This is a genomic window from Nostoc sp. GT001, assembly GCF_030382115.1.
Classification (GTDB): domain Bacteria; phylum Cyanobacteriota; class Cyanobacteriia; order Cyanobacteriales; family Nostocaceae; genus Nostoc.
On the sequence record NZ_JAUDRJ010000003.1, the window covers coordinates 121,842 to 148,524 of the forward strand.

At 37.6% G+C, this 26,683-nt stretch carries 25 protein-coding genes; 8 read left to right on the forward strand and 17 right to left on the reverse strand.

Annotated features, from left to right (window positions below; translation table 11 throughout):
* The first annotated feature begins 493 nt into the window (after window positions 1–493).
* Entirely contained in the window at window positions 494–1,621 is a 1,128-nt protein-coding gene (locus QUD05_RS03160) for a glycoside hydrolase family 2 TIM barrel-domain containing protein (RefSeq protein ID WP_289794824.1), read from the forward strand.
* A gap of 495 nt (window positions 1,622–2,116) precedes the next feature.
* Here QUD05_RS03160 and QUD05_RS03165 read toward each other — a convergent pair whose 3' ends face one another.
* From QUD05_RS03165 to QUD05_RS03235, 15 genes are all read right to left on the reverse strand, one after another.
* Window positions 2,117–2,992: a glycosyltransferase gene (locus QUD05_RS03165; protein ID WP_289794825.1), complete on the reverse strand. Its 876-nt coding sequence runs from the start codon at window positions 2,990–2,992 to the stop codon at window positions 2,117–2,119.
* Window positions 2,993–3,034: 42 nt separating this feature from the next.
* Window positions 3,035–4,015, reverse strand: a complete 981-nt coding sequence (locus tag QUD05_RS03170) for a glycosyltransferase family protein (RefSeq protein WP_289794826.1) — start codon at window positions 4,013–4,015, stop codon at window positions 3,035–3,037.
* Window positions 4,016–4,182: 167 nt separating this feature from the next.
* A complete protein-coding gene (locus QUD05_RS03175) occupies window positions 4,183–4,920 on the reverse strand; it encodes a glycosyltransferase family 2 protein (RefSeq protein WP_289794827.1) in 738 nt (245 codons plus the stop codon).
* A 25-nt stretch (window positions 4,921–4,945) separates the two neighbouring features.
* Entirely contained in the window at window positions 4,946–6,304 is a 1,359-nt protein-coding gene (locus tag QUD05_RS03180) for a hypothetical protein (RefSeq protein WP_289794828.1), read from the reverse strand.
* A 166-nt stretch (window positions 6,305–6,470) separates the two neighbouring features.
* Window positions 6,471–7,733: a glycosyltransferase family 4 protein gene (locus QUD05_RS03185; RefSeq protein WP_289794829.1), complete on the reverse strand. Its 1,263-nt coding sequence runs from the start codon at window positions 7,731–7,733 to the stop codon at window positions 6,471–6,473.
* Between the two features lie 38 nt (window positions 7,734–7,771).
* On the reverse strand, window positions 7,772–8,464 hold the full coding sequence (locus QUD05_RS03190) for a glycosyltransferase family 2 protein (protein WP_354666112.1): 693 nt from the start codon (window positions 8,462–8,464) through the stop codon (window positions 7,772–7,774).
* Between the two features lie 382 nt (window positions 8,465–8,846).
* Window positions 8,847–9,860 carry a glycosyltransferase family 2 protein gene (locus QUD05_RS03195; protein ID WP_289794830.1) on the reverse strand — a complete coding sequence of 338 codons (1,014 nt, stop codon included), beginning with the start codon at window positions 9,858–9,860 and terminating at the stop codon, window positions 8,847–8,849.
* Window positions 9,861–9,996: 136 nt separating this feature from the next.
* Window positions 9,997–10,935 carry a glycosyltransferase family 2 protein gene (locus QUD05_RS03200; RefSeq protein ID WP_289794831.1) on the reverse strand — a complete coding sequence of 313 codons (939 nt, stop codon included), beginning with the start codon at window positions 10,933–10,935 and terminating at the stop codon, window positions 9,997–9,999.
* The gene (locus QUD05_RS03205; RefSeq protein WP_289794832.1) at window positions 10,928–11,965 is read right to left on the reverse strand and encodes a polysaccharide deacetylase family protein; all 1,038 of its coding nucleotides are present in this window, start codon (window positions 11,963–11,965) and stop codon (window positions 10,928–10,930) included. The genes QUD05_RS03200 and QUD05_RS03205 overlap by 8 nt, the downstream gene beginning before the upstream one ends.
* Window positions 11,966–11,969: 4 nt before the next feature.
* Window positions 11,970–12,698, reverse strand: coding sequence for a methyltransferase domain-containing protein (locus QUD05_RS03210; protein ID WP_289794833.1), 729 nt, complete (start codon window positions 12,696–12,698; stop codon window positions 11,970–11,972).
* A 42-nt stretch (window positions 12,699–12,740) separates the two neighbouring features.
* Entirely contained in the window at window positions 12,741–13,676 is a 936-nt protein-coding gene (locus tag QUD05_RS03215; protein ID WP_289794834.1) for an NAD-dependent epimerase/dehydratase family protein, read from the reverse strand.
* Window positions 13,677–13,768: 92 nt separating this feature from the next.
* The gene (locus QUD05_RS03220) at window positions 13,769–15,004 is read right to left on the reverse strand and encodes a glycosyltransferase (RefSeq protein WP_289794835.1); all 1,236 of its coding nucleotides are present in this window, start codon (window positions 15,002–15,004) and stop codon (window positions 13,769–13,771) included.
* Between the two features lie 92 nt (window positions 15,005–15,096).
* The gene (locus tag QUD05_RS03225) at window positions 15,097–16,422 is read right to left on the reverse strand and encodes an ABC transporter ATP-binding protein (RefSeq protein WP_289794836.1); all 1,326 of its coding nucleotides are present in this window, start codon (window positions 16,420–16,422) and stop codon (window positions 15,097–15,099) included.
* A gap of 38 nt (window positions 16,423–16,460) precedes the next feature.
* Window positions 16,461–17,303 (reverse strand): ABC transporter permease, encoded by an 843-nt coding sequence (locus tag QUD05_RS03230; RefSeq protein ID WP_289799868.1) that lies wholly within the window; start codon window positions 17,301–17,303, stop codon window positions 16,461–16,463.
* Window positions 17,304–17,358: 55 nt separating this feature from the next.
* Window positions 17,359–19,542, reverse strand: coding sequence for a GumC family protein (locus QUD05_RS03235; RefSeq protein ID WP_289794837.1), 2,184 nt, complete (start codon window positions 19,540–19,542; stop codon window positions 17,359–17,361).
* 829 nt (window positions 19,543–20,371) lie between these two features.
* Here QUD05_RS03235 and QUD05_RS03240 point away from each other — a divergent pair.
* From QUD05_RS03240 to galE, 3 genes are read left to right on the forward strand one after another with little or no spacing between them, the layout of a single operon-like run.
* Entirely contained in the window at window positions 20,372–21,301 is a 930-nt protein-coding gene (locus QUD05_RS03240) for a nucleoside-diphosphate sugar epimerase/dehydratase (protein WP_354666113.1), read from the forward strand.
* Window positions 21,282–21,785, forward strand: coding sequence for a sugar transferase (locus tag QUD05_RS33930; RefSeq protein WP_354666114.1), 504 nt, complete (start codon window positions 21,282–21,284; stop codon window positions 21,783–21,785). The genes QUD05_RS03240 and QUD05_RS33930 overlap by 20 nt, the downstream gene beginning before the upstream one ends.
* Before the next feature lie 10 nt (window positions 21,786–21,795).
* The gene (galE, locus tag QUD05_RS03245) at window positions 21,796–22,812 is read left to right on the forward strand and encodes a UDP-glucose 4-epimerase GalE (RefSeq protein WP_289794838.1); all 1,017 of its coding nucleotides are present in this window, start codon (window positions 21,796–21,798) and stop codon (window positions 22,810–22,812) included.
* Between the two features lie 166 nt (window positions 22,813–22,978).
* Here the strand turns inward: galE and QUD05_RS03250 are convergent, their stop codons facing one another.
* Window positions 22,979–23,761, reverse strand: coding sequence for a 2-phosphosulfolactate phosphatase (locus QUD05_RS03250; protein WP_289794839.1), 783 nt, complete (start codon window positions 23,759–23,761; stop codon window positions 22,979–22,981).
* 143 nt (window positions 23,762–23,904) lie between these two features.
* Between QUD05_RS03250 and QUD05_RS03255 the strand changes: the two genes are divergently transcribed.
* The 3 genes from QUD05_RS03255 to QUD05_RS03265 are packed head-to-tail and all read left to right on the forward strand — an operon-like array spanning window position 23,905 to window position 24,879.
* Entirely contained in the window at window positions 23,905–24,246 is a 342-nt protein-coding gene (locus QUD05_RS03255; RefSeq protein WP_289794840.1) for a type II toxin-antitoxin system HicB family antitoxin, read from the forward strand.
* A 5-nt stretch (window positions 24,247–24,251) separates the two neighbouring features.
* Window positions 24,252–24,680, forward strand: a complete 429-nt coding sequence (locus tag QUD05_RS03260) for a type II toxin-antitoxin system VapC family toxin (RefSeq protein WP_289794841.1) — start codon at window positions 24,252–24,254, stop codon at window positions 24,678–24,680.
* Window positions 24,681–24,684: 4 nt separating this feature from the next.
* Window positions 24,685–24,879 carry a type II toxin-antitoxin system VapC family toxin gene (locus QUD05_RS03265; protein ID WP_289794842.1) on the forward strand — a complete coding sequence of 65 codons (195 nt, stop codon included), beginning with the start codon at window positions 24,685–24,687 and terminating at the stop codon, window positions 24,877–24,879.
* 87 nt (window positions 24,880–24,966) lie between these two features.
* Here the strand turns inward: QUD05_RS03265 and QUD05_RS03270 are convergent, their stop codons facing one another.
* The gene (locus tag QUD05_RS03270) at window positions 24,967–25,221 is read right to left on the reverse strand and encodes a tetratricopeptide repeat protein (protein WP_289794843.1); all 255 of its coding nucleotides are present in this window, start codon (window positions 25,219–25,221) and stop codon (window positions 24,967–24,969) included.
* A 106-nt stretch (window positions 25,222–25,327) separates the two neighbouring features.
* On the opposite strand from QUD05_RS03270, the gene QUD05_RS03275 reads away from it, so the two are divergent.
* The gene (locus QUD05_RS03275) at window positions 25,328–26,509 is read left to right on the forward strand and encodes a class I SAM-dependent methyltransferase (RefSeq protein WP_289794844.1); all 1,182 of its coding nucleotides are present in this window, start codon (window positions 25,328–25,330) and stop codon (window positions 26,507–26,509) included.
* Window positions 26,510–26,683: the final 174 nt, after the last annotated feature.

Sequence of the window (26,683 nt, forward strand, 5' to 3'; positions counted from 1 at the left end):
TTTATTCAATGTTACCCTATCTGCGATCGCAATTATTTTCGCTGTCACTACGGCAAAGACTAGACCTCAAATACCAACTCTGAGATACAACAGTGAAGCCCACGACTACGAGGGCACAAAGGGAAATATATAAATTTATACTTTTATGCTGATGTCACTTCTTAAAAAGGGACAGTGACTAAAGGAAGCATAACCGTTAGTGGTAGCGATCGCCTAAAATTCACCACAAAAAATGCTAACGCAGTAAAACTGTTACAAAATATTTATAATTCTAAATCTTGCCAATAATTTCAGAGACCCAGCATATATCACCGAAGTTGGACGTGACCAGTTTTATTCGCAAAGAAAAGTTTGCTTATATCGCTACTGGGGTATAAGGTGGGTCATCATTGCAGATAATGTCCTTGAATAAGTTGCAATAATTCATAGGTAATACCAAATATTGCCAAACCAATCAATGTGATGTTTAATTAAGCTTGTTCTTAAATTTAATATGATGATAAAACGACGTAAATTTCTAGCTTTAATTCCTGGTTTTGTATTAGCTAGTAGTAGCAGCATACTTGTGAGTTTAAATCCCAAAAAATATTTAACTAATCGGAAACGAAGTCTACCCTTTTTTTTAGGTTGGTATGACAATATCAACAATAAGGATGTACCAATAAAAGCATCTTCTAAAGGAATTGACTTATTAATGCCCTATGTTGAAAAAGAGAGCAAGGCAAAAATACAGGCATTTTTAGATGCTTCTAAAAAAACACCAATAAAAATTCTGCTTGAGATTCCTCGTACTTTAATTGAATCAGAAAATATTTCAGGAGTAAAAGACTTTATTCGTACTTATAAAAACCATCCCTCCGTTTATGCTTGGTATCTTTATGATGAACCAGAAATAAAAAAACCTAGACCAATTTCTCCAAATTTGTTAAAAAAGGTATACAAAGCTATTAAGGAAGAAGATAAATCAAAGCCAGTGGCATTAGTTTTTACCAAGATAGAAAAAATTGAACCTTACAGTGATGCAATGGATATACTGATGTGGGATTGTTATCCTTGCAAAGATGGAGTTGTAGAATTCCAATGGGTATCATTTTACCGAAAAGCACTCTACGAAGTCATTTCCCTTGCTGATGTTAAAAATAAAAAATTTTTGAACGTAATACAAGCTTATAGAGGAAATCAGACCGATTTTCGATTACCAACAAAGTTAGAATTTCGCTATATGTTTTATTTATCAGTCCTTGCAGGAGCTGATGGGCTGTTATTTTGGATACACTATCTCTCTTCACCTTCCTGGAATGAGTCAGTTTTGTATCCTACTATTAAAGAATTCCGAAATTACATTCCTGCAATTGTTAGAGGAGAAGATTTAAGTAATCCAGTACAAGTAAACAACCCAAATATAGAAGTTAAATTATTTCCTATTCCTAATACTACAAAGTTTTTAATTATAGCTGTTAATCACACTTCGACTAAAATAAACTTCGTAGTAAAACTGACTCAGAGTTTAGCTGGTAAAATAGTTACTTTGAATGAAAAAACTATTAATAACCTATTTCATAATGCAAGTTTCAGTACTCGTTTAAATCCTTATGAAGTAAAGTTGTATCAAGTAAGATAAGTTAATGACCTTAGTAATTAAATATAAAACCTCTAAATTCTCAAAACTTTTTATCCCATATCTCTTAACTCCGAGAAGTGGGGATAAAGAAGTTTGAGCTATGTGGCGTAGTTATGTATATTTTCTTATGTTTACAGCACTTCCGGCAGCTATGAGGTACATCCTCAAAGCTGAAAGCTATGATAGAAAAGGGCAAGAAGAAAAACTGTACTGTATTGCATAATAGCTGTCAGTGCTTTAACCCAAGTTTTTCTAGTCCTCTTCTAGAGGACTTGCACCATTAGACAGGGAATTCTATTCCCTGGCTGGCGGTCTGTATTGCATAATAGCTGTCAGTGCTGTAATTACGTTGTCCCACTTAGAGATACAGTATGATAAATATTTTTTTGCTGGAGATTAACTAGACTAGATATGATATTACACCGATTTTTATGATAATAATTAATACCTGTAGTTTGAATATTTTGAATATATTTAATTATAAATCTTGGATTTCTATTTAACTAAAAATTCACGAGCATCTTGGTGAAAATTTCTCTCTTTTTTAAACTTTTTGTATCCCCAAACTTGCATTTGATAGGGAAGAATGCGAAATAGTAAAGACATTACTTTGAGAATATTTAATTTTAGTGAAAGAGTATTGTATTGATATCGTGCTTTAATTTGCTGTCCTAAAGCCGCAGACCGTCTACTGATAACGCCTGTATTTCTATAATAAAGTAAAGGTTCAGATAAATTTGAAATACCAACTCTCAATTTCAATGCTCTTGCCCACAATTCTAAATCACATTCAGAACGAAATTCCATGTTATAAAGTCCTGTTTTAGCAAAAACGCTACTTCTAAACATCACAGATGGATGTATCAAGGGATTTTGATAATGAAACAGTGCATGTATCTCCTGATTACATACAGGCATTATCCTAATTGAGCAATTTTCTCTTGGAAATTCATCCTCAAAGACAAAAGCCCAAGTACCCAAGATATCAATATCTAAATTACTTTCTAAAAAACCTATTTGTTTACTGAATCGCTCTGGATGTGCAATGTCATCAGAGTCCATTCTTGCGTAGTATTTAGATGACGAGTTTAATATGGATATATTAAGCGCATGAGCTAAACCCATGTTTTGAGAAATTAATAGGTGTTTTATATGGGGATAAGTTGCAGTATATTCATTAACAGTTTCCTCCAAATTTTTTGGAATCAAACCATCCTGAATTAAATGAATTTCCTTTGCTGGTACACTTTGCCATAGGATAGAGTCAATAGCAGCACGAAGATGTGCAATATTGCTACCTTGGTAAAAAGGAATACCCACTGTAATGCTTGCTTGTATGTTGCTAGAAACTGTAGGTACTGTATTCGACATGGATGTATTTCACCTGTATATATTTCAAAGACAAAAATGTACTTATAAAATTTCTTGCAAGGTTTTTGAAAGATAAGCTTCTGAATGATTTTCTTGGAAGTATCTTATTGCTTCCCAATAGCGTTTTTCATAATCATTTATGTCCATACTAAATAAATCATGGATACATTTTGACATTGAGCTTTCGTCATTAAAATCAGTAAAAAAGACAAAACTTAGACCTTTTAAATATGAGAAAGTAGGAATATCATTAATAATTAAAAGCTTTCCATAACTCAAAGCCTCTGTCACCACACCACTTTGAGTTGAGAATGAGTAGGGAATCACAACAAAGTGGCTTAAACCAAGTAGGAAACTTTTAGCGCTATTTGAAATGAAGCCAGGAAATCTAATTATTAGTTTGTCGTCGTAGTTTACTTGTATATTTCTCTCACTTCCACCCCGAATAAATCTCGCTTGCTTTGGGTAATCTTTGTTAATTATATTTGCTAGAGATAAAAATCCTTGAGGATTTTTATCTCTATCTGCTCGACCTAACAATAAGAAACTTTTTTCATTATCCCAACTAAACTTAAGTTGCGCTAAATTATTTTGTAAAATATCTTTTGGGAGAGAAAGAAATGATAAATTTAACTTGTAAAGTTTATCATTATTAACGAAGTCTTGTGCTTTCAAAAACGCTTCATTGCTAGGCAATAATATCTTATCTCCTATATAGCCAAAAACGAAATGATATAAAAATACAATATATGCTTTTAAAGGGTTAATCCTTCCTTTTTCAAATTTAGGTTCATGCATCAAATAAGAAATTTCTAAGTTTTTATTTAAAAGTTTACTAATTGTTTTTAAAATTAAAGCTAATACTAAATAATCTAACTGGATTAAAAAGAAAAATACTGATATTTCTTCTTGCTTATTTAGACTCACTAAATGTTTGATTAATAACCAACTTTCTCGTAAAGTGACGGAATACAAGTATTTTACAGAATAACTAGTTATATCAGAACCATTATTTAGTGTCATTGCTTTGTAAAAAGATTCTGAGCAATGATGCACTCTAGGATTTTTCGGTCTAAAAAGATATATTATATGCATGATTCACAACGGGATATAAATAAGGTTAATCCTAAAAAAATATTTAATATGACTGAAGTCTTAGTAAATATTCGCTAATGTAATATTTAATTTATTCATTTTTTGAATGCAAAAGGTGAGTCAATTTTGAGATAATTCTTTAGCATAATCAATGTATTTAAAATACTAATTATAAATTTTTCATGTATTTTATTCGCGTAGATAAAACGTATTTGTGAATGCTCAATAATTCTCTTTTGAGTTTGGCTAGAAATCCCTCCAGGTTCGCGTATTGATATTACTGTAGGCAAATAAAATATTGTTATATTTTTAAGCATTCGCAGAAATAATTCGTAATCCATAGAAATTTTAAGAGACTCATTGTATTTGTAATTTTTATGTAGGGAAGTTTCACAGAAAAAACCCTGGTGCGGTAAAAACATAAAGTATTTTAGAAACTTCGATGAAAGTTGCGGCGGACGATAAAATATAGTTTCTCCAGCAAAACTTGTAGTGACAGTGACACCGATAGCACATTTCCATTTATGTTGCATATAGCTTTGCACAACTTCAGAAATCACTGTTTTGGAAAAGAATACATCTCCAGAGTTTAAGAAGAAAATTAAATCCCCATTACTTTTTTCTAAACCTTTATTAAATGCACTAGATATACCATTATCTAGTTCTGATAAATAAAGATACCTTTTAGAATGGTTATATGACTCTAAAAACTCTTTACTTCCATCATCAGAATCTCCGTCAATAACAATATGCTCTATTATTTTATAGTCTTGTTCTTTAACTGATTGTAAGGTTTTTTCTAATCCTTGGTAATTATTTTTGGATATCGTCACTATTGATACTTGGCAATTATTCATATTAGTTATGATTAATTAGGTTTAACGCAAACTGATAAAAAAGGTAAAAATATTCACTGATTGGTGTAGTTAGCGGTTCACCATTCCAAAAAGTTAGGTAGCTTTGAGGAACTGTGAGACTAACAAAAAAGTAAATCATCCTGAAAACAATTGCCAATATAAATATAAGAGTATCATAGCTATAGGCATCATCAAGTTTGTCGGAAGAGAGAGCGATAATATAAAAAAAACCAGGTATGCAAAAAAACATACTGGTAATTCTCAAGTTAAATCCATATGTCAAAGACCCAAAATAAAGTAAGAAAAGCAAAAAGAATGTTGTAATCCATCTTATATATCTTCTATTGGTTTTGCTATATACTCTATTTATTTTGCTTAGATCAGTTCTCAAGATAAATATAGAGATAATAATATAATCAAGAATAGGACGTATTTGATTTTTAATCTTATCTCCAAAACTGTAGTCATCACCGCCACCGCCATAAATATCGATTCTTTGAGATACAGAACCATCAAAAGATGACAATAAACTTGTCAAATCTAGCAGTGATTTCATTATTACTGATGAAAATAAAAGTATCGAGCCAAAACAAATAATAATACTAAATCTGTGATTCAAATATTTAGAAAACGATTTTAATGGATTTAATACATTAATCAATTTATATTTGAATAGTCCAGGTAATATGCCAAAAATATACATTAAAGAAGATTTGTGTGTCCAATAGCCAACATATATACAAAGACAAGCAATCAAAAAATTATCAACATAGATAGCAGGTATTATAAATATCCATGAATAAATTTGTCTCATCCAAAATAGTTGAAAATAGTATCCTTGAGTGGTTACATTAATTAATATGATTAAGGGATAAAAATCGGGCATAAATAGCATAGGAAAAACGGTGAAAGCCGTATTCATGCTCAAAGATTGAAAGAATAAAAAACTTAGTTGACTAGGCCCTATTAATACACTCAAATATTTAGGCAAAATGAAAGAGACTGGTTCTAGTTCGATATCTGGAATAGTCAACCCTGTTTCTTTCTGAAGCCAAGAATAAATATCAAGATATACAATTGTATCTTGAAATGGCTCAAAGCTGGCTATATATGTAGTAATTGTAAATAAAACTAGTAAGATTGGAAATATATTAAGTATACGTTTTTGGTTTCCTAGTATTTGATTTTGGGAAATATTAATTTGGCAATATGCAAGTATAAAAACTACACCTAATAAGGGAATAATAGCCCAAATAGCTAGACCAAATATCAAAATAAAATTTTTAAAATTGCCAAACAAAGAAAAAACTTTATGTATTGAATGGATTTTATCTTTTTCTGGGATGAATTTAAGAAGCATAATTTTTATATATTATAAGTGCAACATTATCACGTCTATAAACTCAAAACCCTTGCACTTTCTCTGGGAGGTTGCTAAACGAATTTGATGATACTCGGTTACGAAGCTAGTATTTATCAAGCTGTGTGGATTCTAAATCCACTGTGGGGGATTTTTCAGCAGTTACTTACTTTTTTTGTCTATTCATTGCTTCCTTATAAACCGCAACGTACTGCTGTGCGATCCGAACTGGGTCAAACATATATTCTGCATGACGACGGGCTGCTAAACTCAGAGATTTACTTTCCTTTTGCTGTTGTAGAACCCATTGAATTCCTGTTGCTAAATCTTCTGCTTCGTATGGTTGTGCCAAATAACCTGACACCCTATGCTGAATTAAATCAGGCATTCCTCCAATTTTGAAGGCAACAGTAGGAGTGCCGCAGGCTATTGCTTCAACAACTGTATTCGGTAAATTATCTTGTCTAGAAGGTGCAACAAAAACATCAGCGGCAGAATAGAGTAGAGCCAGAGAAATATCATCAGCAAGATGTCCTGTGTATCGAATTGGAAAACCCAATTTAGGAACTTGTGGCGGACGTGACTGCCCAAAAATTACTATTTCAATTTCTATATCTTTTGACTTTTGATTTTCCAGAAAACTGGTAGCTTGTAATAATAAATCAATACCTTTGCGAGGATCATTTGTTCCGCCCAAGGCACCAAATAAAATTAACGATCGCTGTTGAGGTAAATTCAAAAGCTGTCGTGCTAATGTTTTTTCAATCGGACGAAAGCTATCTAAATCTAAGGGATATGGTATTACTGAGACGGGACAATCTGCCATCAATGCACTATTGCGAACGCAATCTGCTAGCCAGTTACTAGGACAAACAATATGGAAAGGATATTTCCAGTTACGTTGCTTGCGTTCCCAAGTCCAACGATTTAAATCGAAACCAGACTCGTCTTGTGGACGGTTGTCTGCTCGATAACCCTCACGCCAGCGAGCATTAAGTCCATCGTTTGTATAGTGCTCTGCTCCACAAAATGCCCACATATCGTGAAACGTCCACACTATCGGTTTCCGAATCTGACCAATTTCACTAATGGATAAAGTCTCTGCACCTACCCAATGAAGATTTATCACATCTGCATCAGAGGCATGGAAAGATTTTACCCAATTAGAAGGAAGAAGTCCAGCCGAATAACGCGTTGGATCAGAACTTTTGATGGTTTTTTTGGCTAATAAACCAATCCCTGTGCGAATTTCTGTTGTTATTCTTCCGATTTTTAATGAATTACCTCTAACTGTTGGATCGTCAGAAGTCTTTGACAAAACTTGCATCCGAGAGTCTATTTCTGCCTGTAACAGACAACGATGAATCCGGTAAGCTGCACGAGCAGCACCTCCAGATAAATCAGAATAACTAGTATGAATAATTTGCATAAGTAGATTCAATGGTTAAACATTAATAGATCGACAAATTATTTTAAATTTTTGAATGTTTTTCTGAGCTTTCTCTGCACACGTTTCAAGAGACTTGGCATATAAACATTTTCTCTTGTGAAGCGATCGGCTTGGCGATCTGGGATCATGAAAGGGGGATGTTGTAATGGAAATTGCACTGCTTGTGTCGGAACATTGGAGCGTGGATCGCCTCGATCTGTTGTATTGGTTCCATCCAGATCGAATCCCAGATTGCTAATCAAATTAACTGTGGGGATAATACTCAAGGCATTTTGTAACCAGGAACAGAGCATCCATTGATAGTCCCAAGTATCAAAACCATCATAGGTAGATTGAAATTGATTTTGCCAAAATTGGACTTCTCTGGAATCTCTGAGAATGTCTTTTAGCCAACCCTCGTCGCGAATGGTTGACCACTTTTTCATTTCTAGATCGTAATGTTGCCATGCCCTACGCCAGGTTGCCCATCCCCATGTTCGGGTATAAATCGAAAAGTAATAGCTATCCTGAATCTGCCGATTTCTAGGATTGCCCAAGGGGGTATTATCTCCAGAAATTGTCATAACCCGCTCATCATGACGGTAATACCTCAATAATTCTTCGCAATAGGGAAAAAATGTCGGATGAGGTAAACAGTCGTCTTCCAGAAGAATAGCTTCTTCAACGATGTCAAATACCCAAGAAAAAGCAGTCGCTTCCCGCTGCTTCATCCCCATATTGATGTCAGAATAATTGGTTAAGACTTCGCAGGGCCAGTCTACGCGATCGATTATCGATCGCGTTTCAGCACATTTTTCGGTCTCTCCTATTCGATTTACACGAGCCCATCCGCTGCAACTAGGAGTATAGGTGGACGTGCTTGGCGAATTGCCTCAAACACTTTTGCGGTTCTATCTGGGCGATTGAAAATGATGAACGCAACTGGAGTTTGCATTTTGACAATACCTTTCTTTCTGAAAGTTAATACACTAGATAATGCGTTTGTACAGTGCGTAAGTCTTAAAGTCGTAAAACAATAAACAAGCCTGGAAGCATTTCAATGACTGGAGGAACTATCTCATTAGTTTCCACAATTGGTATTATTTAGTTTATTTAACTTCGATAAAATGACAGGGAACGTTTCAATCCAGCTTGAGTAGTAAAGTAAATAAAATATGCCATAACCTTTGGTGAAATGCTGCATTTAAATGCCTCTTTAATTTGTGCGATCGCAGCAGGTAAATCGCCAATCATCAGCATATTTTGGGCTGTTCTGAGAGCGCAGATTGCCGAGTGTTTTTTATTGGCATCGATCAGCCGATCGACTGTTGATTGTGGCAGATAAGCAGGCAAATAAGACTGTACAATTTCCAACCCACGGCGTACCTCTTGGATATTTTTGCCTGTACGCACAGTTTGTCCAGTATTAGATACAGAATGTAGCCGATAAATAGCTAGTGGCTCAACTTCGTACCATACAGGGTATTGTGCGGCAATTCGCACCCACATTTCCCAGTCTTCATAATAAAAACAAAACCGATGGTCAAAACTACCTAACTTTTCATATACTTGTCGGCGAACGACAATAGAGGGAGTTTGAATATATTGTTTGACTATAATTTTTTCCAACCAATTATCAATTGTGCCGCTTTGAGGTTGTAATATCTCAGAAAAGTGTCGCCAGTGCCCTTTCTCATCCATAAAGATGTGACGACAGAAAGCGGCTCCTATTTCTGGCTGGGTATCAAATGTTTGTTGCATCTTGGGATAAAAGCCTTCCCGAACGCAATCGTCACCATGCAAAAGATGGATGAGTTTGCCACGCGATCGCTGTAGACAGGTGGTAAAGTTCTTAACATGTCCAACATTTTCTGGCTGGCGATAAAAACTAACGCGATCGCCTGCTAATTCTTTAACAATAGCTTCAGGATCGTCCTTGGTGGAGTGGTCATCAACCACCTCTATTTGCATTATCTCTGGTCCTGGGTCTTGTGATAACACACTTGCTAATGTTTCCCGCAGATAGTTTGCACAGTTGTAGGTGGGAATCATCACTGACCATAAAGGTCGTGGTTCTCCATCGGGCACAGGTTGAATAACAGATCGAAAAGGGTATAGGTCATTCATAATAATTGGCTTTTCATTAGTTAATTTGTTTTTTTATTGCTGTAATTAAATATTTTTTCAAGTCATTGTGAAAAACTATCCGTCAATTAGTTTTGGCAGGCGCTAGGTTTATGCTGAGTATGTCTAAATATGAATTTCACAATTTTTTTATCCTCCTCGTAAGAGACTGAGCAACATCTTGAAAAAATTGCAACAAGTAGAACATTCGTGGGTGCTGATAAGGCCATAATGCTTTATTTAAAGCTTGCAAAATCTCAGTATCCTGGTATCCTTGTTCGCACAAATATTTCTCTAACCAGGTTAAGAAAGTTAAGTGGGTAGAATTTGGTTTGAGTGGATTGTATTGTGCTGAAGCTTGTGCAACATAACAGGAGCTTTTTGGGTGTTGTCGATACATATCCCAACAGCCACTTTCTACAAAGACAGATGCTTTGACACAGACTTTGGCAAAGAAAGCTTGATCTTCAAACATTCCTCGGAAGGACTCCTCAAAGCCACCGACATCTTGAACGAGTTTGCGACGTATGAGGACGCTACAGGTGCCTGGTGTTTCGGCTTTGCCTTTCAAAAACAACTTGAGCAGTGTTGGCGGTTTTAGTAGGGTATCAGGTTTTACACCCAGAGTTCGTTGGCGATCGCGCTTCGCATCTTCAGGATTACCCGTCCAGCTAAACCACATCAGAGTGGAGCCATAAACCATACCTGCTTCGGGGTGAGCTTCTAATATTGCTACCTGCTTCTCCAGTTTTTGTGGCAACCAGATATCATCTGCATCTAGTAAAGCAATATATTCACCTTTTGCATGGCGAATTCCCAGATTGCGCGTTGCACTCATACCGCGATTTTGATGACCTTCATGCTCCAAATAGCGCACTTTGTCAGGGTGTTGTTGGGCATATCGCAACGCAATAGCTGTACTCTCGTCGGTTGAGCCGTCATCTGCTAACGAAAGTTCCCAATTGTCATAGGTTTGAGCGAAAATGCTTTCTATTGCTTCTATAAAGAACTTTTCAATACCGTTCAAAAAGATGATGATGCAAGAAACTAACGGTTTGTTATTTATCTGTTCAACCATGAAACCACCTCGCTAATTGCTTGGCAAATTCTTCCCCATTCCAGTTTTCAATCCCGAAGCGAGGCAATTGAAAACTGTTGCTCTGTCGCCATACAATGTCTTCAGTTGTAGTGCAAGCACAATCAAATCCAATAGTTCGAGTCAGTTCCAGGGTTTCTGGAGTGTAATTACCAAATGGATAGGAAAAACTTGTCACGGGACAATTGAGCATCTCCTCTAAAGCAGCTTTGCTTTGCTGGATTTCATACCTTTGTAATTCTGTTGATTGTGCTGAAAGAAATGGATGGGTAACTGTGTGAGCGCCAATTTCTACTAATTGCTCTTGTCCTAAAGCACACACCTCTTCCGGTAAAAGGGAGCGGTGAGTCTTGCGTACCGTAGATTCGGCATTAGCCCAAATTACTAACTCGTTTAGAGCTTTTAAACATTCCCGTTCCGCTAAAGGTAGTAATACTTGCCAAATTGAGTAATAGAAAGACATTCGAGAACCGGGTTTAGCTTGCCAAGCTTTAGAAGTGCGATCGCTTTGATAGTCTTGTTCAGTGTAATTGGCTGCTTGCCCTAGCTCCCAGTGACAAAGGCTACCATTAATATTCAGAGAAAGTTTCTCAGGTAATGTGCCTGGTTGCAAAAGTAGCCTTTCTAACTCGTCCCACCAAAACTCACGCTCTTTCCCTATGTAGCCAGTACTTACGAAAACCGTGGCTGGAATGCTATAGCGCTCAAGTATTGGTTTGGCATAATGGAGATTGTCTGCATAACCATCGTCAAATGTGACAACTACTGCCCGATCTGGAATATTGCCATCTCGATGCGCTTGCGCGAATTGCTTGAGGCTAAGGGGTTGGTAATATTTTTGCAAAACTTCTAGTTGTTCGGCGAAGTTTTGGGGAGTTACGCACAGACTCCAGGGGTCTAATTTTACCTCAGCGACGCGATGGTACATCAAAATCAGCCCCTTAGAGGATGCTAAATTTTTCTGGAGTCGTCGAATTGTTCGCTGCAATTTGTCACTTCCAGGTATTTTCATTCCATCACCTCATATCAGGTTTCACTGCTCTGACGGTGATAGTTACCTCGTACCTAGGGTCATGATAATCTAGCTTTCCCTTGGGTATATCTTGAACTACCAATCCTTGAAGAAAAGCTGTGGCTGCCAAAGCATTTCCGTGGGTTTCGACTTGAATATTCTCTTTAGGAAAAACCTCCTCAAATAGCCGCTGTGCAGATAGGGCTGTAAAATTCCAACACCAGCAATTGTTCCATTCCTGATCTTTGAGTGGTGTGATTCCCGGAAATGTAGCCAGAACAACACCTCCTGGTTTCATAATTCTGTAGGTTGTTAAGAGCGCTAGTCGCACTTCGTAAATTAGCTGAAGCGTCTGAACCAAAACAAAGCTGTCAAATGTATTTGATGGTATGTGTCCTGCATCTGTTAAATCTGCGATGATTGTTGCATTGGGGTTATCTTGAACGTGCAATACATCGCTTTTAGTAACGCGATCGCCTCCAAATTGCTGAGTATAATAGTTATCTCCAATTTCTAATACGTGCCCATGAATATCATTTGAATAGCGACCCAAAAAATTCTCAATATAGTAGCGGTCAATTGGTTTTCCTTGTTCAAAACCCCAACTTGAATTTATAGGTTTTAAGCTTTGCAGACTACCCAGTCGTACCTTATTATATTGAGACTTTAGCCAGTGGTGGATAGGAGATGGTAATATCTTTTGGACGATTAGTTTTAACTGTTCTGTGTTCATGAAAAAAATTATTTTAATGAGTATGGCTTTTTTAAAGAAGAACTATATGCCCAACAGTTCTGCATAACTCCAATTTGCATAAACACGGACACCCCGTTCTAAAGATAAAAAATCGGTTATTCCTAGACTTCCTAATTTTGTAACATCAGCTTGCCAATTAATGGGGGTTCCAACAGGAACGATTCCATCAAATTCAACACTACCTTTGTAGTCTAAGGATTTAAACACCATCTCCGCTAGTTCTGAAATTGTAACTTCTCTTCCACTTGCAAAATTATATGTTTCTCCTTGCATTGGTGCAGAAGTTGCTACTACTAATAAAGCTTTGGCAATGTCGAGTACATGAATAAAATCACGGCTTTCTTTGCCAGTTCCTTGTAACTTAACTAGGGGTTGATAAATTGCTTGTCGGCAAATATCCCAAAGGACTTGACGGCGTAAACCCGGGCCATAAGCAGAAAAAATTCGGACACTTGCAGTTGGTAAATCATAAACTTTGCTAAATTCTAAACATAGTTGCTCACTTTGTAACTTATGAAATCCATACGGAGAAATGGGGTTACAGCGTTGAGTTTCTCCAATAGGTAATGACTCTGGATTTCCATAAATAGCTGCACTAGAAAGAAAAATAAATCGACATCTAGGCGCATTAATTCGCAACGCATTTAAAATTGCAAAAGTTAAAGCTGTGTTAGATTGAAAGTCAATATCTGGTTCTACAATCGATAAGCCAACAGAGGCACGCCCTGCACAATGAATGCAAACTTTAGGAGAATATTCCTTTAATAAGTTATTTAAAGAGGGGTCGGGTAATTTGAGACGATGATAGACTGTTAAGTTGTGAAGGGGAGCATTTTCAGGAGGCGAATTATCAACGCCTATTACCGACCAACCTTGCTCTGAGAAATACCGAGCAACGTAACGACCAATAAATCCCGCTACTCCAGTAACTAAAACTGATTGATGGAAAGTAGTCATTTTGGTTATGTTGTAATAACTAGTATTTGATGATTGTTGTCAATTGAGATAAATGAATTCTGATAATTATCTCAATATTTAAAGTTAAATATTTACATATCTAAAACAGTTTTTGTCCACCAATCTTTTCGAGTATTAGCAAAATTAAAAGCATCTTCTAAGATTCGGTGACTTAATTGCTCTAAGACTTCTTTTCTCGATAAAGTATCACAAATATAAGCTGCTGCTTCGTCAGGGCTATTAATATCTAAAATTGGTAAGCCAGATAAATATGGTAATGCTTTAAGACAAGGCTCAGTTGCAAAGAAAGGCATTCCATAAGAAACACATTCGACTAATTTCATTTTTACTGAAAAATCATTATCAATAGGACATATAAAAATATCGGAAGTCTCAAACAAATCCTCAAGCTGTTTTTTAGGAATAAAACCAGGAATATGAACGTTATTTTCTATAGTCCAATCTTTGGGTATATTATGAAAATCTGTACCAGTGATCACAATTTTTATTGTATTATTTAGTCTTAATAATCTCGGAGATAATTCATAAATTAACCATTTTACAGCTAAAAAATTGAAATAAAAATTAATATTACCAGCAAAGAAAACTGTCTTTGAATTTGTATAACGCCAGCCGCCGATTTTAGGCGGAAGTATTTGTGAATTGATCGATACTTTTTGATTAGCTAGTAAATATTTGGGAATATCTGCTTCGGACATAAATATACATTTATCAGCCAATTTACAGACTTTTTTTTCAAAACTTTTAAGTCTTAAATAACTAATAAAAATGCTAAATTGAGATTTGTAATTGAACCAATTATGGGGAGCAAGAGCCTTAAAAAATTCTGCCTCTTTATCAGTTGCAAGGTATATCTTTTTTTGTTTAAGTTTCAGGAAATTTTTAAACCATAAAATACTATATAGTTGTTCAACAATAACAACTTGAATCGAGAGTTGTTCGCAGAGTTCAGTTAAATATTCAGAAACATATTTTGCTCGATCAAAATTGTAGTACGTTACATTCTGAAAGCTAAAAGTAGATCGTATCTTATACACTAATCTTTTATATATTTTTACTACTTCTTTTAAGAAATTTTCTTTTTTTTCAGAAGGAGTTAATCGAGTAGTTAAGTAATATTTAACTTTCAGCTTTTCTAATTGTATTTTGGTTTCTAATTGATTACTTTCGTTACAAGTAACAGCAACATAAAGGTTGATGTCTTCTATCTGAGATAATTGATAAATATCATTTAAAAGTGCCATTCCACAACCATTATTAGAGTCTAAAGGATAACTTGTGAAATAAAGAACATTTTGCTTTTCCATGCCTTCTCTCTTATCTATCTTGTATCAAAAGGGATGTTTTTTGTATTAAATAAACATCAGGCTATCTCTAGAAGTCTCTCAGTGAATTATTTCTAGGTTTTTAAATTTAGATTTGAATCGGCGATTGGCTTTGAGAATACTTGAAAGTTACAGGTTACTAACCCGTCACATGTTATACCAAACTCTTCGGATGGAAGTTCAACCACCTCTATTTCAAATGCCGACTCAATATAATCAAAGATAGTATGAAATGAAGAATCGGAAAGCCAAAGACCAATGACATAATTACCTGATTTTAAATGTAGTTTTTCAATGTTTAATTGAACTATATTTTCTCCCTGCTGAAGGGATATTATTTGTCCAAGTGATACAATATCTGCATTTACCAACTTGATGCCAAAATGGTTATACACAACAACTGCAAGACTTCCAATATTTCTTGAAGAATCTGATTCAATATTCAGTAGAAATTCAAGTTCACCATTGGAATAAGCATTAAAAGAAATATCTTTTTTTGAACTCCTATATTGAGCAGCAATAAAACGAGCTTGTCCATTGCCATTGCGAGTTACATTACTTAAGTTTATCCACTCGTTGGGTAAAGCTTGATAAGAATAAGAGTTACTAGATAAATATTGAGTTATGACGCTGTTTGTATTCTCGTAACTAATTAGCTGCCCCTTATTTAGTAACAAACATTTAGAACATAGCCGTTGAATTGCTTCAATATTATGACTTACAAATATAACTGTTCGAGCTTGATCGTTGGATACTTCCTGCATTTTGCCAAGACATTTTTTCTGAAAATTTGCATCTCCAACTGCTAAAACTTCATCCACAATCAAAACATCTGGCTCTAAATGTGCTGCAACCGAAAATGCGAGGCGTACATACATCCCAGAAGAGTAGCGTTTAACAGGCGTATCTAAAAATTTTTCAATCTCTGCAAAATCAACAATTTCATCAAACTTGCGTTTGATCTGTTGCCGCTCCATGCCCAAAATCGCGCCATTGAGGTAAATATTTTCCCGCCCTGTCAACTCAGGATGAAAACCTGTCCCCACCTCTAGCAAACTCGCCACTCGCCCCGTAATCTCAATACTGCCATGAGTAGGTTCCGTGATCCGGCTCAAAAGCTTCAGTAATGTCGATTTGCCCGCTCCATTCCGCCCAAGAATTCCAACCCGATCGCCCCGCTTAATCTCAAACGACAGATCCTTGATTGCCCAAAATTCCTCACGATTCGAGTTTTGTGTTTTGCGTTTTGCGTTGTGATAAAAAGGGTTCAAAGTCTTTGCGATCGATTTCGCCCCATCCGCCATGACATCGCGCAACGCCTTATAGCGATATCCCCCCTGCTGATGGCTCAACACATAGCTCTTACTTAAGTTTTCAACCTTAATCACCGTATCTGCCATATATTCTCCAACTGCTAACAACTTTTGAACCTATGTGCTTAAATAATGTCTGCAAACTTGCGCTCCATCCGGCGAAAATAATAAATTCCGGTAATCAGCACTAATATCACTAACGCCACCGACAAGAGAAATCCTGGTAAATAAATGTCAAAATTTTTACCCAAAATTGCCCACCGGAACCCATCAATCACACCTACCATTGGATTTAACGAGTAAAGTAGTCGCCACTGTTCCGGCACCACGCTACTACTAAAACCCACTGGTGAAATATAAAGTCCAAACTGCACAATAAACGGCACAATATATTGGAAATCCCGATATTCTACGTTTAATGCTGCCAGCCATAATCCCGACCCCATCGCTGCCGCAAAGGCGATCGCAATAAACAACGGCAGCGTTAAAATCCGCCAATCTGGTACAAAGTTATACCACGCCATAAAGCCCAACAAGATGATCGCAGAAATCATAAAATCCACAAAACTCACAATCACCGCACTCGTTGGCACAATCAAACGCGGAAAATAAACCTTAGAAATTAAATTAGAATTACTAATTAAGCTATTACTACACTCACTCAAGGCATTGGAAAAGAACTGCCAAGGTAGCATCGCCGAAAACACCACAATCGGGTAAGGCGCACCCGCCGACGGTGCCTTGAGTAAAACACCAAATACCAGCGTAAACACCATCGTTGTCAAAAAAGGCCGCAGTAATGCCCAAGCCAGTCCGATCGCCGTTTGCTTATAGCGCACCAAGATGTCTCGCCATGCCAGGAAGTAAAACAATTCTCGATACTTCCAGATATCCTGCCAATACTGCTGCTCGATTCGCCCTGCCTTAATCACTAATTTCTGCCGAGGCTCGAGCGTCTGTTTTCTCATCATGAAAATACCCCTATCCCCAGAGTTATATAGTCCAGTCAATAAATAAACTTCATCAAGCTCTTATCCCAGGCACATTTATCTGACTCAAAACAGACCTTTTTCCACCGTCAGATCCCCTGGAGTGATAGTAACCAGACGCTTTTTCAGCAGTAACCCCATTTACCACCATTCCTAAAACACGCGATCGCGCTTGCTCTAGCATCATTTTCGTATTCTTAGCAACAGCACGGTCAAGCACTCCAGGATGTACAACTAGCAATATTCCATCTGCCATCTTGCCTAGCATGAGTGCATCACCAAACAAACTCAAGGCAGGAGTATCAATAATTACACAATCATAGTCTTTGACTGCCTCTTGAATTAACAAAGCCATAGGCTGCGAATCTAGCAATGCTGCGGGTTTCGCTAGGATTGTCCCAGCCGTTAATAAATCCAAGTTAACTAATACTTCTTGGGTGGCGTTGCGAAACTCTGCTTGACCAACTAAAACATTACTTAGTCCGACTGGATTTGATAGTTTCCAGATTTCCTGTTGGGAGGAGTGACGCATATCCGCATCTACTAATAGGATTCTGCGCCCCATATGTGCCTGAGCTACTGCCAAATTTGCAGCCACAAATGATTTACCTTCACCTGGAGCTGAACTAACTACGGCAATTACTTTTAGTGGTCGATGGTCGATAGTCAAATCCAGGTTCGTCTGAAGCATCTCAAAGGCTGAACTTGCTCCCGAATATGGATTATCTTTGACTGGTAGTTCGACTAAACCTTCCCCACTGTTTTTAGCTTTTTGACCCAAGAGAGGAATCGTACCGAGTAAAGAATAACCTAAGAACTGCTGGGCTTGCTCAAGAGTTTTGAGGGATCGATCCATAGCTTCTAAGATCAAAGCTACCCCTACACCCAGCAAAATTCCCAAAAATCCACCCAGCGCTAGGTGAAAGGCAATTTTAGAAGGAACAGCTTTTTTAGGAAGTAAAGCCGCAGATATTACCCTGGCATTACCGACATTCTGATTTACTACTACATCGACTTCTTGCGATCGCTTTAGCAGTTCTTCATAAGTAGATGTAGCAACTTGCAACTGTCGCTCTAGCTGTTGCTGTTTTTCTTGCAGTTGGGGTAAAACACTCAATCGTCTTTGAGAAAGTGTATATGCATTCTGCAAAACTGTAATTCGGTTAGCTAATGCTGAACGTTCTACATCCGACTGTACCAGTTGGGCCAGTAAAGTCTGCTTGAGTTCTCCCATCCCTAAATTCTGGGCTGGTACAGATTTTTCTCTACCTGCATTCTCAAAAATTCGCGTCTGTAGCTGCTTTTTGAGGGCTGCTTCTTTTGCTAACAAATTAGCGATCGCCGGATGTTTGTCTGTATAGCGAGTCTTTTCTACTGCTAACTGGTTTTGCACCTGTTGGTACTGTGTTAATACCTCCTGCACAGCTTTTGATTGGCTTAAATTACCCATATCCACAGCTTGCTGCGAATTCAATCTCAATTGACGTTGCAGAAGTTGTGAGCGAGTCTTAGCATCCGTTAAATTTGCCTGGGCTTGGGTAATCTGGTCTGATAAATCCGCGAGTTTGTCCACTCCTTTTGTTGCTTCTTGCTCTAAAGCAATTACCCGACTTTCTTCTTTAAATCTACGCAAAGCTGCTTCCGATCTGACTACCCTTGCTTCAACTTCAGGCAGTTGCTTGCGTAAAAACTTCTTTGCCACTGTCGCTTGGGCTTGGTTAATCTGAATATTGTTCTCCAGGTAATATTTCATCAGCGAATTCACAACATCTGCGGCTTCTTTTGGATTGCTGCTGCTGTACGAAATCGCCAAAATATCTGTACCCCGGACACTTTTAATTTTGACTTTTTCGAGAAACTCATTTATTTCCAAGGGTGTTCCTTGCTTATCTACCAACCTGAGACTAGCAATAGTTTTCTCAACTATTGGATTAGAACGAATAACCTCTGCTTCTGTATCCAACGGACTGTTGATTTCAGTCACACTTCTCAACTCCCCAACTTGTGCCGAGGGACTTGTCAGTGAAGAAACGCGGTCAGTTTTACTGAAAAGCAACTTACCTTCTGCTTCATAAATTGGTTTTTGCTTGATAGCACTTAAAGCTGACAGTCCAAAAATAGAGGCAGTCACCGCAGCTATAATTAGCCAACGCCTTTTTAGAAGTAGCGAGTATTGCTGCAAATCTAAGGAGTTTTGGTCTTCTTGGTTAGAGGGCATGGAGTATGTTACGAATACCTGAAATTGTTTTTACTAATTTTGCTTCACAATTTTGGTAGTCCAAGTATAGTCATTTGGACATAATTAGGATTAATTACTAATTATCTGTATAAAAAATCATAATACAAGTGACCGTATTCTCTAAAGTGTTTGTTTTTTATTAGATTTCCTTAGATTTATCCCAGAAATATTATCTAAATGTCAAGGTGTTTTTAATTTTTTTTTAGAATTTTAGATTACATTGAAAAGAATTTATTTCAACTCATTAAGCAGAAAAACGTAAATATTTGTAGTTGAGATCGGGCAGGAAGTAGAAGGCAAGATATAGAAGATAACAAGCTTTTAGCCTCATTTATCCTTGTTAACATGGTTATGTTTTTTTTCACCCACTTACTTCTTTTGTATTAATTTAATAACAGCATTTCAACAGCTTGTATAAGATTTTTCCTTATTTTGTTATTTCGTGAACATCTACTTTAGCAGCAAATATACGCTAACTAATAAATGAAATATAAAGTTCAGATTGACTACACTCATGGCATAATGCAAATGTCAAAAGAACAACCTTGAAGCCGTAGTGTAGTTCGTACAGCCAATGCCAGTTAAGATGTATCTCCTACAGATATGCTATACCGACACACAGATAGTTCCCCCTCCTAGTTTGTAATACTTACATCTCCAATTTCTTTGAAAAACAGAGCATACGAAAATTTCTTATTTTTGTATGTTTTGGCACAATATGGCCGGTCTTTAATATTCCCTTCTTTGAATCTCTTGCTGGTTTTAACGAAGAAATCGATATCAGGATACTGAAGAATAATAGAAACCAATGACTTCCACAAGTTATGTTAGTTTACCTACCAATACTAGGCTGCCAAATATAGTCCGTAGCCTACCGATATTGCTTTTGTTAGGGGATATTTTTGGGTTGCTAATTTGTTTAGCGATCGCACAATGGTTGCGTTTAGATCAACCCTTACATTGGCTAAATCCGTTACCTTATACATTTGTCTGCATGATACTTGCAGCATTTTATTTAGCAGATGCTTACCATCCAGATCGGCAAATTTCAGGTTTAAGAGCGCCCGCTCGAATTATTATTTGTAGCATTGCGATCGCATTCTTTATTTCTGCCCTAATTTACTTGTCAGGTATTGCCCAAAATAATCCGGTAACATGGCGGAGTGTCTTTTTACCTAGCTTGGGAATCTTTACTATCTGGGCAATAATATTGCGCGTGTTAGCAGTAAGATGGGTGCGATCGCACGCTCTGAAAAGCCGTTGGTTAATACTAGGAGGCGGGGATAATGCGATCAAATTTGCACAAAAATTGCTAGGACTGAATCCTTTAGGGAAATTGACTCTTCTAGCAGAGGAAAACCAAAAAACTATAGACTTACCAAAAAGAAATCTGAGTTATCAGGGAAGCCTGAGCGAGTTGTCACAATGGAGTCAAGAATCCTGGTCTGGGGTTATAGTTACAGCCCAGATAAACTTTTCTACGTCTCAAGCACAACAGTTAATGCAGATGCGGTTGCGAGGCATTCCGGTTTATACATTGCCAGATGTTTACGAAACATTTTGGTATAAACTACCTTCCTCGCTGTTACAAGACAAATGGTTGGCTTTTAGTGATGGTTTTAACCTAATGCCTGGTTACTTCAGTATGAAACTGAAGCGAGCATGTCGATATCATCTTGATACTCTTTTTACTAGTATTAGTTGCACCACTTCTGTTGTTGGTTGCATTACTAGTTAGACTAGATAGCCCTAGTCCAGTATTGTACAGTCAGCAGCGAAGTGGGTTACATGGTAAACCATTTAGAGTTTATAAATTTCGCTCCATGTATCAGGATGCAGAAAAGTTGGGGGCGCAGTGGGCTAGTCAACGCGATCCACGAATCACCAGAGTCGGATACTGGCTACGTTTGTTACGTATTGATGAATTACCCCAAATATGGAACGTCTTACGAGGTGAAATGAGTCTGATTGGGCCTCGTCCAGAACGACCAGAATTTGATGTCAAACTCAAAGAAGCGATTCCCTACTATGAAGTTCGTTATTTGGTCAAACCTGGAATTACAGGCTGGGCACAGGTTATGTATCCCTATGGAGCATCTATAGAAGATGCTTACGAAAAGCTGTCATACGATCTGTACTACATCAAAAATTATTCCATTTGGTTGGATTTAGCGATCGCCTTCAAAACGATTCGAGTTGTTTTGTTAGGTAAAGGTAGATAAGGAAAAAGAAATGAAAAATAAAATATTGGTAACTGGCGGTGCTGGTTACATTGGCTCCCATGTAGTTCGCCAACTAGGGGAAGCTGGTTATGATGTCGTAGTCTACGACAACTGCTCTACAAGTTCACCAGCATCAGTACTACACGGGAAACTAATTATTGGTGATTTAGTAGACAGTGGCCATCTTTATCAAGTTTTTGCCCAACATAAATTCAGCGCCGTTTTACACTTTGCCGCTAGTCTGATTGTTCCAGAATCAGTAGCTCATCCCCTCGACTACTACGCCAACAACACCCGCAACACCTTAAATTTGCTGCGCTGCTGTAGCGTTATGGGTGTTAACAAGTTCATTTTTTCTAGCACAGCCGCAGTTTACGGAGAAGTAAAAGACAATCCTGTTACTGAGTCGAATCCTACACAACCCATTAATCCTTACGGACGTTCAAAGTTGATGAGTGAGTGGCTGATCCAGGACTATGCAGCAGTATCTTCACTAAACTACGTAATTTTACGTTACTTTAATGTAGCAGGTTCCGAACCGAGTGGACTATTGGGGCAAATGTCACCGAATGCCACTCATTTGATTCGAGCTGCTTGTGATGCAGCACTCAAGCGCAAGCCAGAAGTCCGAATTTTTGGTACTGATTTTCCTACGCCCGACGGAACTGCAATTCGAGACTATATCCATGTTGAAGATTTGGCTACTGCTCACTTAGATGCTTTGGATTACTTAGAAAAAGGAGGGGAAAGCCAAATTTTCAATTGCGGTTATGGGCAAGGATACAGCGTGCGACAAGTTATTGAAAGAGTCAAGGCTATTTCTGGTGTAGATTTTCCCGTTATTGCCGCACCACGTCGTCCAGGCGATCCTGCCTGTGTTGCAGCTTGTGCTGATAAAATCCATAGGGTTTTGGGTTGGCAACCAAAACACAATGATTTAGACGAGATTATCAACACAACCATTGCTTGGGAAAAACACAAGAGTAACTTGGCAAGTCAAAGGCATATCAATATGGCATATGCATAATTAGAACTGTGACACCTAATTAACCTTGTTTCTGGAATTTAGATAACGTGAATTCGACGGCTGATATAGTGTCCCTATAATTGACTCAATCAAAAAAATTCTTAGAGGTTTGACTACACAAAACCGTCCCTCTTGGAATCGGATAAGCACAGACTTTAACTTTAATTCAAGGCAGAGAGAGGTTCGTCGAACTTACGTTGACATAGGAATTATCTTTAAATAAAGGCACGCAATTACTGATGTTAAAGGCGGCGGATAGTTCAACATCTAACTCAAAACCTCTTTCAATCAACTCTTTACCCGAACTGCATTTTTTCAAGTACCCTGGTAAATCCTGCTGGAAAGCCTGAAATGTTGTCACAGCGACTTCGGCTTCTGGTGATAGACTGCCATCTAAATAACTGAGAATTGCCCCAGCACCAATTAAATCTTCAAATGCAGGGCGGAGGCTACCATCTTCTTTCCACCTCTCACCTACAGGAATCACAGCGATTTTACCACCATACTTTTGAGCAAACTGCGCCACAGCTTGGCAATTTCGCAAGCAGCCAGCCAAAGTTGGTGTATTTCCTGTATGTAAAGTCAGGAAAGAACCGTTAGGTGATGGTAAAACTAGTCTGGTTCCAGCAGGAATTTCAGCTACCGATTTTGGTGAAAGAGAATATCCAGTTGTAGTCCAACGTTGTCTATGACTTGCCAATTCTGCTTGTACTGACTTGGCATAATCTATGGCTGATTCATCTCTATATGCGTAGGGAAAAATTATCGCGCCGTTGTTGGTGGCAATTTCCACGCAGGTAGAAAAAGAGAGAACATCAACTATCACAACTACATCACTGATAGGAGCAAGTTGAGCAACTCCTTGTGGTCCCCATTCACAGCGTAAATTAAACTCTGATTGGTTGTAAATCATTGGTGCGATCGCAAAAGACAATATGATAAAAATCAAACCATAGATAAGTNAAGGCAGTGTAAATTCTTAAAGGTTTGTAGTCATCTACGAAACGCTACGCTAACACGTACAAACTCTCAAGTTAGCAGTAAGTGGGTCAGCAGTTATAATCAATATAAAACTTCAAGGTTCAAAATATTATGAATTTAACTGTAAAAACTTATCCTAACAATACTGTACCCAAGTTAAATTATGATGTGGTAATTGAAAATCAACCAGATGGCGGAATTAGTGCGACAGTGCTAGGCTTACCAGATTTTAAAGGCTTTGGTGTGACTAAAGAAGAAGCGCTAGAGAAACTAATTCAACTTTTACAAGAACGAGAACCAGAAATAGTGACTTTGGAAATTGAACCTCCCCAAACCGAACATCCTTGGATGAAATTTGCAGGAATGCACAAAGATAATCCTCTTTTTACAGAAGCTCTGGAATATATAGAATCTGAACGGAGTCAAATTGATTTGGATAATGAGACAAAGTAAGTATTATGTGGATATTAGATACAGACCATCTGTCGTTATTTCAAAATAGTCATCCACTAGTCACACAACGCATAAGACAGCAGAATCATGAAAATTTGGCTATAACAGTGATTACATTTGAGGAGAAAGTTAAAGGATGGCTGAATGTTATCAACAAATATAGTAATCAACCGTCTAAGTATGACAAATTAATATGGGGATACAAGGGATTATGGGATGAAATAGAATATTTCAAAAATATAAAATTACTTGAATTTGATACTAAAGCCTGTAATGTTTATGCTGAGTTAGTTAAGCAGAAAATTCGCGTTGGTACTCAAGATTTACGCATTGCTGCAATTACGTTGTCGGTGAATGGGATTTTAGTAACCCGCAACCGCAAGGATTTTGAGAAAGTTCCTAATTTACGTTTAGAAGATTGGACTATATCTTAATTTTGTGCGATCGCTAGCATTTGACGAGTATGCTATTAATTGTTACGAAGACTTAATTCGTCAAAGAATCCGCATTGGTACTCAAGATTTACGCATTGCGGCAATTACGCTGTCGGTGAATGGTATTTTAGTAACCCGCAACCGGAAGGATTTTGAGAAAGTTCCTAATTTGCGTTTAGAAGATTGGATTACATCTTAATTTATACCAAGCATAATTAAATTTATTTATTAATAGTAAAAAACTTAAGAGCAATTTATAAAAATGCTTAAATTACTGATTACCTGGCTATTGTTGAATATTTTTGAGGATTTCCTTAGCTTCTTCGTTTTCTAAGCTTGCAGCTTTCCGAAAATCTTCCATTCCTTGATACATATTCCTATTCATACTATGACTAGCGCCTCGTAAAAAGTAGGCTTCGTCATTATTGGGATTTATCTTAACTGCCTTGTTACAGTCATCTACAGCTTCACTATAATTTTTCAATTTAAAATGTGCTGCACAACGTAAAAAGTAGGCTTTATCATTATTGATAAACGCCAATTTACTGACTTTGCTGTTGGATAAATATCAGGAAATAAACAATAGTAATCTTTGCTCTAATCAGCCACTATCCGCTAAACTCAGAAATGCTGCGTTATTTCTCATCATGTCCGATTCCCAAACTGTTAGTGCTGCTGTTGCCAAACTCTACAATACCTACCCCTTTCCGCCCGAAGCTTTGTTGGATGAACCACCTCCAGGCTACAACTGGCGCTGGAATTGGCTAGCTGCTCATAACTTCTGCACAGGTCAAAAACCCCAAAAGCAAGATATTCGGATTTTAGATGCAGGTTGCGGTACTGGTGTGGGTACAGAGTACTTAGTTCACCTCAATCCTCAAGCTTCTGTTGTGGGAATTGACCTCAGTACTGGTGCTTTAGCTGTAGCCAAAGAACGTTGTCAGCGTTCAGGGGCTAACCGCGTTGAATTTCACCACCTCAGTTTGTTTGATGTGGAACAGTTACCGGGTGAGTTTGATTTAATTAACTGTGTTGGCGTTTTGCATCATACCCCCGATCCCATTCGTGGGATTCAAGCTTTGGCGAAGAAGTTAGCTCCAGGCGGCTTGATGCACATTTTTGTGTATGGGGAGTTGGGACGCTGGGAAATTCAACTCATGCAAAAAGCGATCGCACTTATTCAAGGTGATAAAAAAGGCGACTACCGCGATGGTGTCCAAGTCGGGCGACAAATATTCGCTTCTCTACCAGAAAATAACCGAATTGTCAAATACGATAAACAACGTTGGTCACTAGAAAACAACAAGGATGAATACTTTGCTGATATGTACGTTCATCCTCAAGAAATTGACTACAACATTGAAACGCTGTTTGAATTAATAGATGCTTCGGGATTGGAATTTATTGGTTTCTCGAATCCGAGTTTCTGGGATTTAGAGAGACTTTTGGGCAAAGCACCAGAGTTAGTAGAACGGGCAAAAGAATTGAGCGATCGCCAGCTTTATCGCCTGATAGAATTATTAGACCCAGAAGTAACTCATTACGAGTTTTTCCTCGGTCGTCCTCCTTTAATCAAAGCCGACTGGTCAGATGATAACGCTCTACTAGCAGCGATTCCCGAACTGAATCCTTGTCTTGAGGGATTTCCCAGTCAATGTTTCTTTAATTATGATTACCAGATAGTTAATTTATCTGTAGCAGAGTTTGAGTTTATGCAAAGATGTGATCAAAACTCCGCAGTTGCAGAGATATTGACAAATGTAGAACTGGGATTGGATGAGGTAAGAACCCTTTTGCAACAGCAGTTGATTTTATTGACACCTGCTTAGGGAATTCAAGTAAAGAATATCGGCGTTGCTGAATCAAGGGATGATTATTGTAGGGTGGGCGACACGAGAACCCTGACATACAAGGGACGGGCAAGATGCCCATCCCACAAAACTAGCAAAATCATCCCGCAAATATGCAACGCCAGAATATCTAATTATTTATTGTGGGATGGG

Excerpts from the sequence above, each read along its gene's own strand:
- QUD05_RS03160 (WP_289794824.1), top strand. The coding sequence starts at position 494 with ATGATGATAAAACGACGTAAATTTCTAGCTTTAATTCCTGGTTTTGTA.
- QUD05_RS03165 (WP_289794825.1), bottom strand. The coding sequence starts at position 2,992 with ATGTCGAATACAGTACCTACAGTTTCTAGCAACATACAAGCAAGCATT.
- QUD05_RS03170 (WP_289794826.1), bottom strand. The coding sequence starts at position 4,015 with ATGACACTAAATAATGGTTCTGATATAACTAGTTATTCTGTAAAATAC.
- QUD05_RS03180 (WP_289794828.1), bottom strand. The coding sequence starts at position 6,304 with ATGCTTCTTAAATTCATCCCAGAAAAAGATAAAATCCATTCAATACAT.
- QUD05_RS03185 (WP_289794829.1), bottom strand. The coding sequence starts at position 7,733 with ATGCAAATTATTCATACTAGTTATTCTGATTTATCTGGAGGTGCTGCT.
- QUD05_RS03190 (WP_354666112.1), bottom strand. The coding sequence starts at position 8,464 with ATGAAGCAGCGGGAAGCGACTGCTTTTTCTTGGGTATTTGACATCGTT.
- QUD05_RS03195 (WP_289794830.1), bottom strand. The coding sequence starts at position 9,860 with ATGAATGACCTATACCCTTTTCGATCTGTTATTCAACCTGTGCCCGAT.
- QUD05_RS03200 (WP_289794831.1), bottom strand. The coding sequence starts at position 10,935 with ATGGTTGAACAGATAAATAACAAACCGTTAGTTTCTTGCATCATCATC.
- QUD05_RS03205 (WP_289794832.1), bottom strand. The coding sequence starts at position 11,965 with ATGAAAATACCTGGAAGTGACAAATTGCAGCGAACAATTCGACGACTC.
- QUD05_RS03210 (WP_289794833.1), bottom strand. The coding sequence starts at position 12,698 with ATGAACACAGAACAGTTAAAACTAATCGTCCAAAAGATATTACCATCT.
- QUD05_RS03215 (WP_289794834.1), bottom strand. The coding sequence starts at position 13,676 with ATGACTACTTTCCATCAATCAGTTTTAGTTACTGGAGTAGCGGGATTT.
- QUD05_RS03220 (WP_289794835.1), bottom strand. The coding sequence starts at position 15,004 with ATGGAAAAGCAAAATGTTCTTTATTTCACAAGTTATCCTTTAGACTCT.
- QUD05_RS03225 (WP_289794836.1), bottom strand. The coding sequence starts at position 16,422 with ATGGCAGATACGGTGATTAAGGTTGAAAACTTAAGTAAGAGCTATGTG.
- QUD05_RS03230 (WP_289799868.1), bottom strand. The coding sequence starts at position 17,303 with ATGAGAAAACAGACGCTCGAGCCTCGGCAGAAATTAGTGATTAAGGCA.
- QUD05_RS03235 (WP_289794837.1), bottom strand. The coding sequence starts at position 19,542 with ATGCCCTCTAACCAAGAAGACCAAAACTCCTTAGATTTGCAGCAATAC.
- QUD05_RS03240 (WP_354666113.1), top strand. The coding sequence starts at position 20,372 with ATGACTTCCACAAGTTATGTTAGTTTACCTACCAATACTAGGCTGCCA.
- galE (WP_289794838.1), top strand. The coding sequence starts at position 21,796 with ATGAAAAATAAAATATTGGTAACTGGCGGTGCTGGTTACATTGGCTCC.
- QUD05_RS03255 (WP_289794840.1), top strand. The coding sequence starts at position 23,905 with ATGAATTTAACTGTAAAAACTTATCCTAACAATACTGTACCCAAGTTA.
- QUD05_RS03260 (WP_289794841.1), top strand. The coding sequence starts at position 24,252 with ATGTGGATATTAGATACAGACCATCTGTCGTTATTTCAAAATAGTCAT.
- QUD05_RS03275 (WP_289794844.1), top strand. The coding sequence starts at position 25,328 with ATGTCCGATTCCCAAACTGTTAGTGCTGCTGTTGCCAAACTCTACAAT.